Below are 15,193 nucleotides of genomic sequence, written 5' to 3'. Positions count from 1 at the left end.
ATCCGATCGTTCCATGTCGGCGCTCGCCGCATGCTGCCTGTGCCAGCAAACTAATATGCTGCGCGCTCTTCCAAATTGCCGACCATCACCCCGCTGTCGCTGCACTGCATCGGCACACGTCTAATCGTACGCGTAAGGTGGTGACGATTGTTATTATGGTAGATTTTGCGTGAAAACGGCGCAAAGAACCCGCTTCCGGGAAAATTGTTCCCGAGTGTTGCTGCACCGGTAGAACGGTGGCAGCGGCGCGGGATCGGGGTGGAACGACGTGACAGTGGAGAAAGGCGTCGGCCGTACAGGGGCGATGCCACGGGAACATAAAACGTTGGCGGGTGCAGTGACGGGCGGTACGCACCGCGCGGCGTTCCGCGCCGGCCTGTCCGCCGCATTGCTCACCCCGCTGCTCGCTGTTCCCGCACTCGCGCAGTCGACAACCACCTCCCCGCTATCATCCTCGGCTCCACGCGGCGAGCCGCAGGGCTCGCTGGTGGTCAATCCGCAGCAGGGAGCGACACCGCGCCCGCTGCCGCCCTCTCCTTCGCTGCCGCTGCCGGCGCAGGTGCCGTCGGGCTCACCGCTATCCCCTGCCCCGGCCGCGCAGCCCGTCCCGTTTGGCCCTAGCATCGCGCCGCTCACCCCCACCGCACCACGCGGCGAATTGCCGTCCGCCCCCACGAGCGACGCACTGCCGCGCCGCGCGCGTCCTGGTGGACTTCCGGTGCCGAGTGGTGACCCGCTCCACATCGACGCCGGCAGCGATCCGATCCTGCGGCTCGCGCGCACGCAGACCTCCATCGATACGTTCGCGCGCGCGATCGGGGCGGCGGTGACGCGCAACCCGTCGCTCGACGAGGCGAGCGCGCAGGTCGACGAAGCCCGTGAAGCACGCGGCGAGGCACGCGCGCGTCAGTTGCCGACCGCGGACCTGTCGATCTCGACCTTCCAGGTGATCGACCGCGCGTTCTCGAATGATCCCGGCAACGTACTGGAGCGATCGCGTCCGCGCGCGCGCACCGACGGCCTCGTCCGCATCCAGCAGCCGGTGATCGACTTCGGCGCCAGCAACGCGCGCATTCGTGCGGCGCAGGCGCGGCTTGAGGGCGCGCAGGCGAGCGTCGAGGACACCGCCACCCGCCTCGCGCTCCAGGCGGTGTCGGCGTGGTACAATGTTTACGGCTATCGCGCGCTGGTGCGCTTGAGCGAGGCATTCGCCGACAGCCAGCGCGAGCTGCGCGGCAGCATCGAGTTGCGCATCCGCCAGGGTGCCGCGGCCGCGGGCGATATCGCGCAGGTAGACAGCTACATCGCCTCGTCCGCCGCACAGCTCGCCGACTTCCGCCGTCAGCTCGCCAGCGCGGAGGCGCAATATGTCGCTGTGATCGGCGAACCCGCGCCCGCCGACCTATCGCGCGCGCCGCTACCCGCTCTCGGCGGGATCACCGCGGCGACGCTGTCGGGTGAAACCGACCGGCTGCCATTGGTGCGCGCCGCCAGGCTAGGCGTGCAGGCGGCGCGCGCCGACGTGCGTGCGCTCCAGGGGGACCGCTTGCCGCAGCTCTCCGCCGGAATCGATGCGGGGCGCTACGGCATCATCGAAACCTCGCGTGACTACGACATCCGCGGCAGCCTGACACTAAGCATGCGGATTGGGGGCGGCATCGACCAACGCATCGGGCAGGCCGAGGCGCGCGCGAGCGGTGCCGACGCGCGATTGCGCCGCACTCAGATCGAGGTGCGCCGCGACGCCGAGATCGCGCTCGCCGACGTGTCTGCCTTGAGCGACGCGCAAAGCGCGATCGAAGAAAATTATCTCGCCAGTCGACGCTCGCGCGATGTGCTGGCGGAGCGGTTTCGCGTATCGCGCGGCACGTTGTTCGACCTGCTGGCGGCCGATAACAATTACTTCGGCGTCGCTGCGCGCTTCATTCAGACCACGATCGAGCTCGACACCGCGCGCTACGCGCTGCTCGCCCGCACCGGGCGGCTGCTCCCTGCGCTCAACATCCAACCCGCCGCGCTGGAACCACGATGACCGACACCGACACCCACGCGGTCGACCACCCGCGCCCGCGCTTCGCGCCGTGGCTGGTCGAGCCGATGCTGCGCAACAAGGGCACTTACCTGAAAGTCGCGGTGGCCGCGGCGATGATCAACATCTTCGGGCTCGTGACCTCCCTGTTCACGATGACCGTCTACGACCGCGTCGTCCCCAACAACGCCTTTTCCTCGCTGATCGCCTTGTCGATCGGGTTGATGATCCTGGTCGTGTTCGACTTCCTGCTGCGGATCCTGCGCGCCTATTTCACCGATCTCGCGGGCGCAGACATCGACCATGACATCGGCGGGCGCGTGTTTCGCCGGCTGGTCGCAATCCGGTTGGACCAGAAGAAGGGCTCGACCGGCGCCTTGACCGGCATGATGCGCGAGCTGGAGACGCTGCGCGACTTTTTCGCCTCGGCGACGATGACCGCGCTGGTCGACGTGCCGTTCATCATCGTCACGCTCGCGTTCATCGCGATCCTCGGCGGACCGATCGTGTGGGTGCCGCTCGCCGCGATCCCGATCGTGATCGGTGCAGGCTGGCTGACGCGCCCCGCGCTCGATCGCCTCTCGGCCAAGTCGATGAGCCAGGGGCTGACCAAGCAGAGCGTGCTGGTGGAAACCGTCGGCGCGCTGGAAATGGTCAAGACCTCGGGCGCGGCGCGGCTGCTCGGCCGGCGGTGGAAGCGCGCCAACGAGGAGCATTCGGACTCGTCGGTGCGCCAGCGGCTGGTGTCGACGATCGCGACCACCGTGTCGGTGTCGGCCAACACGCTCGCTTATGCCGGAACGGTCGTCGCGGGCGTGTACCTGATCGCCGACCACAAATTGACGACGGGCGCGCTGGTCGCCTGCTCGATCCTGTCGGGGCGCGCGGTGCAGCCGCTCGCGACGATCGCGACGCTGCTGACGCGCCTGTCGGCGACGCGCACCGCCTACAAGCAGATCAACGCGATGATGGAGACGGGGTCGGAAGAACCCGGCGCGGGCGCGCTCCACCCGACCAAATTCGAGGGCCGTATCGAGCTGAAGGGCGTCGAGTTCCGCTATCCGGGCGCGGCGGAGAAGACGCTCGACGGGCTCAACCTCGTCATTCCCGCTGGCCAGCGCGTCGCGCTCTTGGGCCGGATCGGGTCGGGCAAGTCGACGATCGCGCGGCTGATCCTCGGGCTCTACCCGCCGCAGGAGGGGCTCGTCATGATCGACGGCACTGACATCCGACAGTACGACCCGCATGCAATGCGCGGCTTGATCGGCACCGCGTTGCAGGAGCCGGTGCTGCTGTCGGGCACGGTGCGCGAGAATATCGTGCTCGAACGCGGCCATGTCGACGATGCCGAGATGCTGCGCGTCGCCGAACTGTCGGGGACGCACGCCTTCATGGGGCAGCTCGCCAACGGCTACGACCTCAAACTTGCTGATCGCGGCGAGGGGCTGTCGGGCGGACAGCGCCAGTCGATCAGCCTCGCGCGCGCGCTCGCCGGCCGCCCGCAGGTGGTGGTGTTCGACGAGCCGACCAGCTCGATGGATCAGGGCAGCGAGGCACAACTTATTCAGCGGCTGGAGGCCGAGCTCAAAGGCCGCACCTTCGTACTCATCACCCACCGCCCCGCACTACTGCGGCTGGTTGAGCGCATCGTCGTAGTCGAGGGTGGCCGCGTCGTCCAGGATGGACCGCGCGACCAGGTGCTCCAGGCCCTCCAGCGTCCGCGCGCGGTGGCATGAGGGACAGCATGACCGATACGATGACCGACACGCATCACACCCACCTCGAGGATCTGACCGACCGCATCAAGCCGAGGGCGGTATCGAACCTGCTGTTGTGGCTGATCGTAGGCTTCGTCGTGATCTTCATCGTCTGGGCGAGCGTCGTGAAACTCGACCGTACCGTTCACGCACCCGGCCGCGTCGTGCCGTCGAGCCGCTTGCAGGTGCTGAGCAATTTGGAGGGCGGCATCGTGTCGCAGATCCTGGTGCGCGCGGGCGATCTGGTGCGCCGTGGGCAGCCGCTGGTCCGGCTCGATCGCACGCAGGCGGGTGCCGAACTTGGCAGCTCGCAGGCGACGGTCGGTGCGCTTTCGGCGAAGATCGCGCGACTGGAGGCCGAGATCGCGGGACGTGAACCCGCCTATCCGCCTGCGACGACCCCTGACGTCGCCGAGCAGATCGCGATCGAGCGCTCGCTTCACGCTGCACGGATGAGCGATCTCGCGAGTTTGAGCGCAGCCGCGGCCGCACGCGAGGCGCAGGCGAACCGCGCGGTGGCCGAAGCACAGGCGGCGTACCAGTCGCGCGTTTCGGCACGCGACGGCGCACGTCGCCAGCTCGAGGTCATGCGCCCTCTGGTCGAGCGCGGGATCGAGCCGCGCATGACGCTAATCCAGTACGAGAACGCAGCCGCGGTCGCGACCACCGACGCGGCGCAGGCATCCGCCGCAATTGCGCGCGCGCAGGCGAGCGTTGCCGAGGCACGCGCGAGCCTGGCGCAGGTCCGCGGCGCGTGGCGCGCGCAAGCAGGTGCTGATCTCGCCACCGCGCAGGGTGAGTTGGGCGCCCGGCGACAGGCGATGCCCGCGCTCGTCGCCCGGCTCGGCCGCGCGACCGTCGCCGCCCCGGTCGACGGCCGCGTCAACCGCGTGCTCGTCTCAACGGTCGGCGCGAGCGTGGGTGCAGGCCAGCCGATTGTCGAGGTGGTGCCGAGCGCCGACGCGCTGACCGTCGAGGCACTGGTCGCGCCCAAGGACATCGCCGCGGTCCGCATCGGCCAGCGTGCGCGCGTCAACATCACCGCATATGAATCGGGCATCTATGGCGGGATGGAAGGCCGCGTTATTACGATCAGCCCCGACGCGACCGTCGAGGAGCGCACCGGCGAGAGCCACTACATCGTCCGCGTCCGCGCCGACGCGGAGAACTTCCGCGATCCCGAAGGACGCCGCCTCAATATCGGCCCCGGCATGACCGCCGACGTCAACCTGATCGGCGACAAGCGCTCGGTCATGGCCTACATCCTGACGCCGTTTACTCGACTGAGCGAGGAAGCGCTGCGCGAATAGTGCGGAGGAAGTCATCCGCCTGTAGCGGATGACTTGGCCTTTTGTCGTGCCTCATACGACTGCCTACGCGCCATGTGTTCAGGCGAAATCAGCAAGACCGTCGTTCAGCAGCAACATCGCGATCCATTTGCTTGTGGTCGGCGCGGAATGCTGCCGCTGAATAAGTAGTGATCGTGCGCCCGACCTTGCATCACTGTTGCACGGCAATGGACTGGGTCTGTCGCACCGAAGCCACTCAGCGAGCAGGTGGTGTGCGTTCGGTCGCGCGTTGGCCGGGGCCGACATCGATCGTATCGATACGAGCGGGCGGATCGGCTGGACGGGCCCGTGTAACCTGGGAATAATTGATACAGCGCCGTTTGGCTGCGCCCCCCCGCGCTGTTGTAGCACCGCAGACAGTGTACGGCTCCATCGTCACGTCCTGCAACATTAGCACACCACCATCGCGCATTTCCAGTCGCATCCATGCGTCTGGGCCCAGTTGGACGAACGCGGTTGAGACGATCCTGCGTCCATGCGACGCGGCATCGTCGTTCAACCGCGACGCGGCAACGCTCGCCGGGTGCAGGTTTTCGGCGGCAGACACGGGCTCAAGGATTGGGCCCTGTTGTGCGGCATCCGCGCGAGGTTCCTGTGCCGACGCCGGCACAATCAGCAATGCCCCCGCGATTGGGGTGGCACACAAGGGCGAAAGTCCCCGGGGTGAACGATAACGTTGCATCACCTTCTCCAACGAGCCGCACCGGCCAGCCTGCACCCTATCATGCTGTCAATCGCACACTGCAAACAATCGTAACAAGCGACACGTTCACCGCTTGACCAGCATTACAGGAACATGAATAAACAATTATATTGTCGCGATTTGCGGGTAACCGGGGTGTTTTGTGCGCCTTTGCCGGGTGGAACCTTACAATCGTGCCGAGAGGGGAACGATCGATGAGCATTTCCGAGACTGGCCTGGGTGCAACCAATGGCGGCGGTGTGACCTGGGATCCGCTGGCCGAGATGAACCACGAGACGGTGGTGCAGGGCTGCGACTGCCCGATCTGCAAGGGGCTGCGTGACCAAGCGTTGCACGGCAAGGTCAAGGACACCGCCGCACCGGACACGACTGATGGGATCACCGACGCCAACCCCGCGGGCAATCCGCTCGGCGTCCTGCTCAACCTCGTCACCAATCCGGACGGGACGCGCTCGTTCACCGGCAACCGCAACGTCGACGCGACGCTGATCGGGTCGAAGTGGGGCACGCTGGAGCTCACCTACAGCTTCCCGACGCTGGGCTCGAACTACAATGGCAGCACGCCGCTGAACGCTGGCGTCGACAATTACCATCTCGCACTCGGCACGCTGCAGCAGCAGGCGGCGCGTGCGTCATTCGCGCAGATCTCGGCCGCGACGAACCTCAAGTTCACCGAGATCACCGAAACCGACACGACGCATGCCAACATCCGCATCTCGCAGACCGCGGACAACGATGTTGCCTCGGCGTACGGCGGCTTCCCGTCGGACAAGCAGAGCGCGGCAGGCGACATCTGGTTCGGTCGCACCAGTCAGCCTTATTACGATCTCGCGAACAAGGGCACGTGGGGCTACGCCACCATGATGCACGAGATCGGCCACACGATGGGGCTGAAGCACGGGCACCAGGATTACACCAACAGCGACCTGTCGTTCTACTTCGGCACTGCGCCGCGCTTCGGCACGCAGTCGCTGACCCCGGACAACGACGGTCAGGCATGGTCGCTGATGACCTACACCCCGGCACCGGGCACCGGCGGCTTCGCCGGCGACAAGATCAACCAGCCGCAGACGTACATGCAGTATGATCTGGCCGCGCTGCAGTATCTCTACGGCGCGAACTACACCACCAACGCGACCGACAGCGTCTACACCTTCAGCCAGACTACGGGTGAGATGTTCATCAATGGCGTCGGCCAGGGCGCGCCGTCGGGCAACAAGATCTTCTCCACCATCTGGGATGGCGGCGGCAACGACACGATCGACGCCAGCAACTACGCCAACGGCGTCACGATCGACCTGCGTCCGGGCCAGTTCTCGACCGTCGACCAGGCGCAGCTCGCCAACAATACCGCGTACCAGAACATCACGACGCTGGCGCCCGGCAACATCGCGATGTCGCTGCTTTACAACAACGACGCGCGCTCGTTGATCGAGAACGCCAAGGGTGGTGCGGGCAACGACGTGTTCGTCGGCAACACCGCCAACAACGTGCTCGACGGCGGTGCCGGCAGCGACACGGTGGTGTTCACCAACACCACCGGCGTCAACGTGACGCTGAACGATACCGGCGCGGACGTGATCGTCACTCATGACGGCGAAACCGACACGCTGCGCAGCATCGAGAACATCCAGGGCACGGTCGGCAACGACACGATCACCGGCAACAGCCAGAATAACACGCTGTCGGGCGGTGCCAGCGGCAACGACACGCTGTCGGGCGGCGCGGGTGACGACCGGCTGATCGGTGGCGGGTTCACCACCACCACCACCGTGTCGGCTCCGTCGCAGCCCGACATCACCAAGCCGCAGTCGATCAACAACGGCAGCATCGCGACCGCAGTCGCCACCGCGGGCGCCTACGACGTCGACGCCAATCCGGACATCACCAACTCGACCTCGCTCCCGCACGCGACGATCAACGCGACCGCGGCGGGCGGCTCGCTCGAATATTACCGCATTGACGTGACGGTGCCGGGCTCGCAGGCGATCTTCGACATCGACGGTCCCGGCACGCTCGACGACAGCTTCATCGAGCTGGTCAACTCGGCTGGTGTGGTGATCGCATCGAACGACACCGGTACGGGCGACCCAACCTACCCGGGCCACGACGACGCGTACCTGACCTACACCTTCCAGACCGCGGGCACCTATTACATCCGCGTCGGATTGTGGAACGGCGCTGCGACCGCGCAGCCGCTGATCGCGGGGCAGACCTACCAGCTCAACATCTCGCTGGCGAACTCGGCCGTGGTGACCACTACCACCACCGCGACCAACAACAGCAGCCTGATCGCCGACGGTGGCGAGGGTAACGATTATATCGCGGGCACGCTCGGCAACGACGTGCTGAACGGCGGCAGCGGCAACGATACCGCGGCGTTCACCAACGCGTTCAGCGGTGGCTCGACGACCGGCGTTACCGTCGACCTGAACATCCAGGGCACGGCGCAGGACACGGTGGCTGCGGGCCGCGACACGCTGATCGGTATCGAGAACCTGATTGGTTCTGCGCTCAACGACACGCTGATCGGCAACGCCGATGCGAACGTGATCGAGGGCGGGCTCGGCGACGACACGCTGATCGGTGGTGCGGGCAATGACACCGCCTCCTACGCGGGTGCGTCGGCGGGTGTGACCGTCAGCCTCGCGCTGCAGGGCACGGCGCAGAACACCGGCGTCACTGGCAACGACACGCTGACGGGGTTCCAGAACCTGCTCGGCTCGGCGTTCAACGACACGCTGACCGGCGACGCGGGTGAGAACACGCTGTACGGCGGCGCGGGCGACGACACGCTGCGCACCGGCGGCAATGCCGGTGGCACCGTCGACCTGCTCGACGGCGGCACGGGTTCGGACACCGCCTCCTTCTCGGGCTATACCGAGAGCGTCACCGCCACGCTGCGCGGTGCGAACGACGGCATTGCTGCCGTTGCGGGGGGGCAGATCGCGGCACTGCGCGGAATCGAGAACCTGACCGGTGGTGCGGGCAACGACGTCCTGACCGGCGATGACAACGCCAACGTGATCGAAGGCGGTCTGGGCGACGATACGCTGAACGGCGGTGCAGGTGTTGACACCGTGGCGTTCACCGGCAGCACGGGTGTGACAGTCGACCTGAGCATCACCACGGCGCAGAACACCGGTGTCGGCAACGACACGATCATCGGGTTCGAGAACGTTCGCACCGGCTCGGGCAACGACACGGTCACCGGCGACGCGGGCGACAACATCTTCTTCGACGGCGGTGGCAGCGACAGCTACAACGGTGGCGCAGGGTCGGACACGGTCGACTATTCCGCCGCAACGCTCGGCGCGGCGGTCAACCTCAACCTGACCACCGCGCAGACCAGCGGCGCGGCCGCGGGCGACACGATCACTAACATCGAGAACATCATCGGCTCGGCGACCGCTAGCAACAATCTGACGGGCGGCAACGGCACCGACAACCGCCTCGTCGGCGGTGCGCTGGCCGACTTCATCATCGGTGGCGGCACCAATGACACGCTGATTGGCGGCGCGGGCAACGACGTGATGTTTGGTGACTACGTCAACACCTTCAACACCACCGCCGGCGTTGCCGATGGCAATGACGTGCTCGAAGGCGGTGCAGGTAGCGACATCCTGGTCGGCGGGCTCGGCAACGACATCCTGCGCGGCGGTGACGGCGACGACACGCTGGTGGGCGGCATTGCCAATGCCACCATCAACGGGCTGACCCAGGTATATACCAACGACGGCGGCAACGACACGTTCGACGGCGGCGACGGCACCGACACGGCTTATGCTTACTACACCGGCCGTGCAGGCGGCGTGTCGTTCGACCTCGGCAACCTGGACGGCAACAGCGCGATCACGCTTGACGGCACCAACATCGGCTCGTTCACCAGCGTCGAGCGCGTAATTTTCCGGGGCGGCACCGGCAACGACAACGTGCGCGGCGGTGGTACCGCCGACACGCTGGTCGGCAACGAGGGCGACGACATCCTCGACGGCTGGTACGGCAACGACACGTTGTCGGGTGGGCTCGGCAACGACACGCTGATCGGCGGCGAAGGCCTTGACACCGCGACCTACGTCAATGCGACCGCGGGCGTGAACGTCGACCTGCGCATCCAGGGTACGGCTCAGGACACCGGCGGCGAGGGCATCGATACGCTGATCGGGATCGAGTATCTGACCGGTTCGAGCTTCGGTGATACGCTGCGCGGCAACGACAGCTTCAACCTCATCATCGACAATGGCATCGGCACCGCCACGCAGCTGGCGCAGACCGACTCGCTCTTCGGCTATGGCGGCGACGACAGCCTGCTGGTGACGCGTGCCGGTTCGGTCGCAACCATCATCAATATGGATGGCGGCGACGGTAACGACATCATCGAGTTGCGCAGCGGCTCGCTGACCGGCGCGCTTGCCGCCGTTGCCGACGGGTTGTCGACTGCGACCTATCTCGCGGCAGGTGTGACCGGTGATCGCGCCCTCGACGTGGTGCGCGTCGATGGTGGTGCGGGCAACGACCGCATCATCCTGACCGGCGTCGCCAATGCGACGGTCGATGCGGGTAGTGGCAACGATACCGTTAGCATCAGCATGCGTGGCGCATCGGGGGTGAACAACTATCAGCTGACGCTGGGTGCGGGCGCCGACACGATCCAATTGGGTGTCGGTAGCAGTGCCGCGACGTCGACCGAGGTTGCCGCGACTGCGCGCGACAACCGCGTTACCGACTTCCAGGTCGGCAATGCCGGCGACCGGTTCGAGATGACGGACTTCCTCAACCGAGGGCTGACCGGCTACACCGCCAACAGCAACGCTTTTGCCAGCGGTCATCTGCGGCTAATCCAGTCGGGCACCGACCTGCTGCTCCAGAGCGACCGCGACGGGGCCGGCACGACCAACGGGTTCGTGACGATCTTCACGATCAGCAACGGCTACACCGGCGGGTTCACGGCGTACAATTTCGACGGCTTCATCGGCAATCTGACGCTGACGGGCTTCGACGGCAACGAGACGATCACCGGCGCGACGGGTAACGACATCCTGAGCGGCGGTGGCGGTGACGACAACCTGTACGGCTTGGCCGGCAACGACACGCTGAACGGCGGGGATGGCAACGACCTGCTCGACGGCGGATCGGGCGCCGACATCATGACCGGTGGGATGGGCAACGACCGTTACGTAGTCGACAACGTCAACGATCAGGTGCTGGAATCCAGCAACGGTGGCACTGACTTCGTGTCGAGCAGCGTCAGCTACACGCTAAGCGCCAACGTAGAGGCACTGCTGCTCACCGGAACCGCGTCGATCAATGGTACCGGCAACGACGAGAACAATTATATCCTCGGTAACCGCGGCAACAACGTGCTGAATGGCGGTGGCGGCTATGACACGATCGTCACGGTCACCGGGAACGCAGCAATCAAGCCCGATGCCGGGTTTGATCGTATTGATGGCGGAGACGGCTTCGACACGCTTAGTCTTGGTGGGTTCCAGGCCGACTACCAACTGCTCGCGTCGGGGGGCCGCACGTTCCTTGTCGCCGCACGCAGCGCTGTCGAGGTTGCCAACATCGAACAAGGCAGCTTCCTCAATGGCTCGCTACAATCCTTCTCCAGCTTGACCGCAAATACGGCGACGTTCAGCGGGTTGAGCTACATCGCCGGGTACAGCGATCTGCGCGCTGCATTCGGCACAAATGCTGCTGCGGGTGCGCAACATTTCGTGGAATACGGCTTCGCCGAAGGACGCGGCATGGCCTTCAACGCGCTCGACTATATCGCTTCGTACAGCGATCTTCGGGCCGCTTACGGCACCAATGCAGAGGGTGGTGCACAGCATTACATCCTGTATGGCGCTAGCGAGAACCGCAGCACCACCTTTGATGGCTGGAAGTACCTCGCCTCTTACGGGGATCTAATCCAGGCATTCGGCCCCAACGAAGCAGCCGCAGCACAGCACTTCATTCAATACGGTGCGAACGAGAACCGCACGATCACCTTCAATGCCCAGGCCTATGCGGCAGCCAATGCTGATCTGGCGGCGGCATTCGGCAACGATGCCGAGGCGCTGGCTCGCCACTACGTCCTCTACGGCTTCGCGGAAGGACGTTCGCTCGGTACTTCGTCCGCAGCATCGGCACCCGCCGCAAGCGTGGCGGCAGCGTTCGTTGATGGCGCAGACCATGCAGTCAGCACCAACACGGGTGACGCTGTGCTGTTCAGCGGGTCGGCTTGGCAGAACGACATCGGCGATGTGGCACACAGCCAGCATCTGGTGATCGCGTAACGATCACAGGCCGGCGTCAAGGATCGTTCTACGATCCAGCATGATGTCGGCCCGCGACCGTTGCGGTTTCGGCTTTATCACCACCAAACGGGCTGGCCTCACGGCCAGCCCGTTTTCTATGAGCCCGATCAATCGAGAGCTCGAGATGGATAGGACAAGTCAGTTCCAAGGTAATGAGGGTCAAAAGCTAGCAACTTGATCGCACACGCTTGATCCGCAATTCGACCTGAGTGCGCGAGGCGGTTCAGCTTTTTACTCGGCAGGTTTCATGGTCGCTGATGCGATCCACGGTGCCGCGGCATCAGTGCGGCTTGGTGCGGGCGCAGCGCCGAGGCGGAACACGTGCGGTGGGGCGTTGCGACCTGCACAACTGGATCGTCGAGCTATCGGTCAGCTACGCAATCGATATGGACCCAGACTAGTCGTCGCCCCCCCCCACGCGCCGACGCTATCTATCTGCGCACCACGCGTGACCTCGTGGCCGAGGCTGGCGGCACATCGGCCCCCAACATTGCGCGCAAACGCCACATGCCGGACCTCGTCGAAGCTCGGCGTTGTCCTCACGCATAGCGATGCGGCACGGGCGTCGTTACATCCCCACGTCAACTTGAGCATTCGCTAGCAGACGGTTGTCGGCGTACCGACGCGATCGATGGTCCGCTGGCGGGCCGCTCGACGTGGTTGCGTTCGTCGCGCGGCGCACCCGCGCAGATCGGCGCGACGACGATCAGGAAGCGATCAGCATTGGTCCCCCGTATGCGCTTCTGAGACATGTCGCCCCCCTTCCCACGTCATGGCGGGTACGACCTGTGCGGGTGCCATGCCAACCCTTGCCGCCGAAGCAGATTGGGAAGGTTCTGTGAGTTACTGCTCGCGCAGGAAAATGGTTAGTAGATATGCCGACGTGTAGGTTATCCTACATGTCGACACGGAGTCAGTCACCGATTGGGCTTTCGCCGTGCTTGCGCAGGACGTCGTTGAACGCCTCGGCCATCAACGCCTGGAGGCTGCGGCCCTGACGTCTCGCAAGGGTGTGCATCGCGAAGGACATCTCAGGGCTGAAGAAGCCCGCGACCTGCTTGCGGCCTTCCCGACTGGCGGCACGCGGCATCGTGCCCCCTGCCCTCGCACCTTCTGTGCTCGCCCCCGATGGTTTGTCCGGCATCACCGGCTCAGGCGTGCGCATGGGTGCCGGTGTTGCGGCGGTGCGCAGATTGGCGAAGCTGGGTTTGCGGCTCAAGCGGTAACTCCCTTACGCTTGCGAGTCTTCATGTCGAGTTGTCGACACGTCCAGTCGTAGAATAGTCGGATATCAGACGCAGCGCGGCCGGTAGGTTCGGTTTCCATCACGCTTTTCCCTTCCGCGCTTGCATGCCGATAGGCGGCGCGATCGGGGATTATCACCGGGCATGCGGGCGAGCCATATTCTGCCACCAGTTCACCTGCTTCGGCATAGACGCGCGGCGCATTGGGTGCGCCAGCGGTGAAGACGACGAAGGCGGGCTTCTTCAGCAATTGAACCAGCTTGGCGGTGGTCTGGATCGCTGACAGGTCAAAGGCACTTGGACGGCACGGGATCAGCACCAGGTCGGCGATCTCGACTGCCGCGCGTGCGGCACTGTCGGCATGTGGAGGCGTGTCGATCACGATCAGCTCGGCCCCCTGCCCTGCCGCTGCCGCTACCTTGGCTGCCAAGCGCGGTGGCGGGCTGTCGATGACCTCGGGCGGTGAGTCGTGGCGCCACGACGCCCACTGACTAGCGGTCGCTTGTGGGTCGGTGTCCACGATCAACGCCACGCGTCCGGCTTCGTGCGCGGCTGCGGCGAGATGAATGGCGAGCGTGGTCTTCCCCGCTCCGCCCTTTTGACTGATGATCGCGACTATCGGCATAACGTCATCTCTACGTGTCTCCATGTAGACAGGTCAACAGGTCAACAGGTCAACAGGTCAACAGATCGACACTATCGGTGCGTTGCAGTGCAACCGTGCTGAGCGCAGAAGAATATGAGCAAGGAGACGCAAATGACGGCATTGGTGGAACGCGGCGTACAGGCGGCGATGCTCGTGTTCGTCGCCTGTGCACTGTCGGGGTGCGTCGCGGTCGCGGCAATCCCCGCTGTTGCCGGCGGACTCGCTGCGAAGAAGGCGGGCGATTACGCCGCCACGACGCGCGCCAAGCGCCGCGGGCAAACGCAGCCCCCGTCAGACGCCGCGCCCGCGCGCTCTACGCCGGACCCGGAACGCGCTGTGGCGGCGTCGGCCGCACCAGGAATTGCCCCGTCGCAGCTGAGCCCTTCACCATCAACCGTGGTCGTGCCCCTGCCGGAGGACACGCGAGCGATGCGAGCGGGTGTCATCTACGCCGGCGACCTGCCCCGCCCCGCTGCCTCCTCACATCCCACGGAACCCGTGCCCGCCGCTTTGCCTCCGACCAGTTGGGCCGACATCGGTCATTATGTCGCCGCGCAAACAACCGTGCCAACCAACAGTGTCCTCCTGCTGCGTGGCAGCAGCAGCGACGCACCATCATGGGTGCCATGTTCCGGCAAGCCGCGAGCCATGCTCGTCCGGCTCGAAACTGCGATGAGCAGCACTGGCGAGCGCTGGACATTCGCACCCACCGCGCTGCTGTGGCTGGACGCGCTCCAGACATTGGAGTTTCCAGTGATCTTTACTGCAGAAGCTCCCACGAAGTCGCGGACGGCGATCGAAACAGCATTCCGTGCGGCAAACTTGTCCAAGCTGCTTCAACTCGGTGGACTGAGACTAGGGCTTAGCCCGACCGCGATGCCCGCTGAACGCGCATCGATCGCGTCCCGATACTGTATCGTCACCATCGTAGGCCGAGACGCTAGCGACTTCCCCAATGCGGCGTTGCCGGAAACCAGTCCACCTGCATTGCGTCAGATCTGGGGTTCTGGCTGGTTTCGGATCGGAACTCAGAAGTAGAGGTGTCGACACTCTGACATATCGACATAGATGATCGGGTCACTATCAGCGACACGCGCGACGAGGCCAGTTCGATGTCACCAATGCTCCCGCGGTAATCACTCATGCGCCATCCTGCCGAA

General features: G+C 65.2%; 7 protein-coding genes. 5 read left to right on the top strand and 2 right to left on the bottom strand.

Annotated features, from left to right (window positions below; translation table 11 throughout):
- The first annotated feature begins 337 nt into the window (after positions 1 to 337).
- From KZ810_RS16245 to KZ810_RS16230, 4 genes are all read left to right on the top strand, one after another.
- Positions 338 to 2,032: a TolC family protein gene (locus tag KZ810_RS16245; RefSeq protein ID WP_219770176.1), complete on the top strand. Its 1,695-nt coding sequence runs from the start codon at positions 338 to 340 to the stop codon at positions 2,030 to 2,032.
- Positions 2,029 to 3,765, top strand: a complete 1,737-nt coding sequence (locus KZ810_RS16240) for a type I secretion system permease/ATPase (protein WP_219770175.1) — start codon at positions 2,029 to 2,031, stop codon at positions 3,763 to 3,765. The genes KZ810_RS16245 and KZ810_RS16240 overlap by 4 nt, the downstream gene beginning before the upstream one ends.
- A gap of 8 nt (positions 3,766 to 3,773) precedes the next feature.
- Positions 3,774 to 5,096, top strand: coding sequence for an HlyD family type I secretion periplasmic adaptor subunit (locus KZ810_RS16235; protein WP_258045048.1), 1,323 nt, complete (start codon positions 3,774 to 3,776; stop codon positions 5,094 to 5,096).
- A gap of 936 nt (positions 5,097 to 6,032) precedes the next feature.
- Complete coding sequence (locus KZ810_RS16230; RefSeq protein ID WP_219770174.1) at positions 6,033 to 12,122, top strand: M10 family metallopeptidase C-terminal domain-containing protein; 6,090 nt, start codon at positions 6,033 to 6,035, stop codon at positions 12,120 to 12,122.
- Positions 12,123 to 13,056: 934 nt separating this feature from the next.
- Here KZ810_RS16230 and KZ810_RS16225 read toward each other — a convergent pair.
- Positions 13,057 to 13,362: a ribbon-helix-helix domain-containing protein gene (locus tag KZ810_RS16225; RefSeq protein WP_219770173.1), complete on the bottom strand. Its 306-nt coding sequence runs from the start codon at positions 13,360 to 13,362 to the stop codon at positions 13,057 to 13,059.
- Entirely contained in the window at positions 13,359 to 14,012 is a 654-nt protein-coding gene (gene parA / locus KZ810_RS16220) for a ParA family partition ATPase (RefSeq protein ID WP_219770172.1), read from the bottom strand. Before parA ends, KZ810_RS16225 begins: the two co-directional genes overlap by 4 nt.
- 132 nt (positions 14,013 to 14,144) lie before the next feature.
- Here parA and KZ810_RS16215 point away from each other — a divergent pair, with 132 nt between their 5' ends.
- Positions 14,145 to 15,071, top strand: a complete 927-nt coding sequence (locus KZ810_RS16215; RefSeq protein ID WP_219770171.1) for a hypothetical protein — start codon at positions 14,145 to 14,147, stop codon at positions 15,069 to 15,071.
- The last annotated feature ends 122 nt before the right edge of the window (positions 15,072 to 15,193 follow it).

Origin of the sequence: Sphingomonas citricola (genome assembly GCF_019429535.1) — a bacterium.
GTDB lineage: Bacteria > Pseudomonadota > Alphaproteobacteria > Sphingomonadales > Sphingomonadaceae > Sphingomonas > Sphingomonas citricola.
Note: the sequence above shows the minus strand (reverse complement) of the source record. Positions and strands in the feature narration are given on the sequence as shown.

Coding starts and splice junctions, on each gene's coding strand:
- KZ810_RS16235 (WP_258045048.1), top strand. CDS start 3,774: ATGACCGATACGATGACCGACACGCATCACACCCACCTCGAGGATCTG.
- KZ810_RS16240 (WP_219770175.1), top strand. CDS start 2,029: ATGACCGACACCGACACCCACGCGGTCGACCACCCGCGCCCGCGCTTC.
- parA (WP_219770172.1), bottom strand. CDS start 14,012: ATGCCGATAGTCGCGATCATCAGTCAAAAGGGCGGAGCGGGGAAGACC.
- KZ810_RS16230 (WP_219770174.1), top strand. CDS start 6,033: ATGAGCATTTCCGAGACTGGCCTGGGTGCAACCAATGGCGGCGGTGTG.
- KZ810_RS16215 (WP_219770171.1), top strand. CDS start 14,145: ATGACGGCATTGGTGGAACGCGGCGTACAGGCGGCGATGCTCGTGTTC.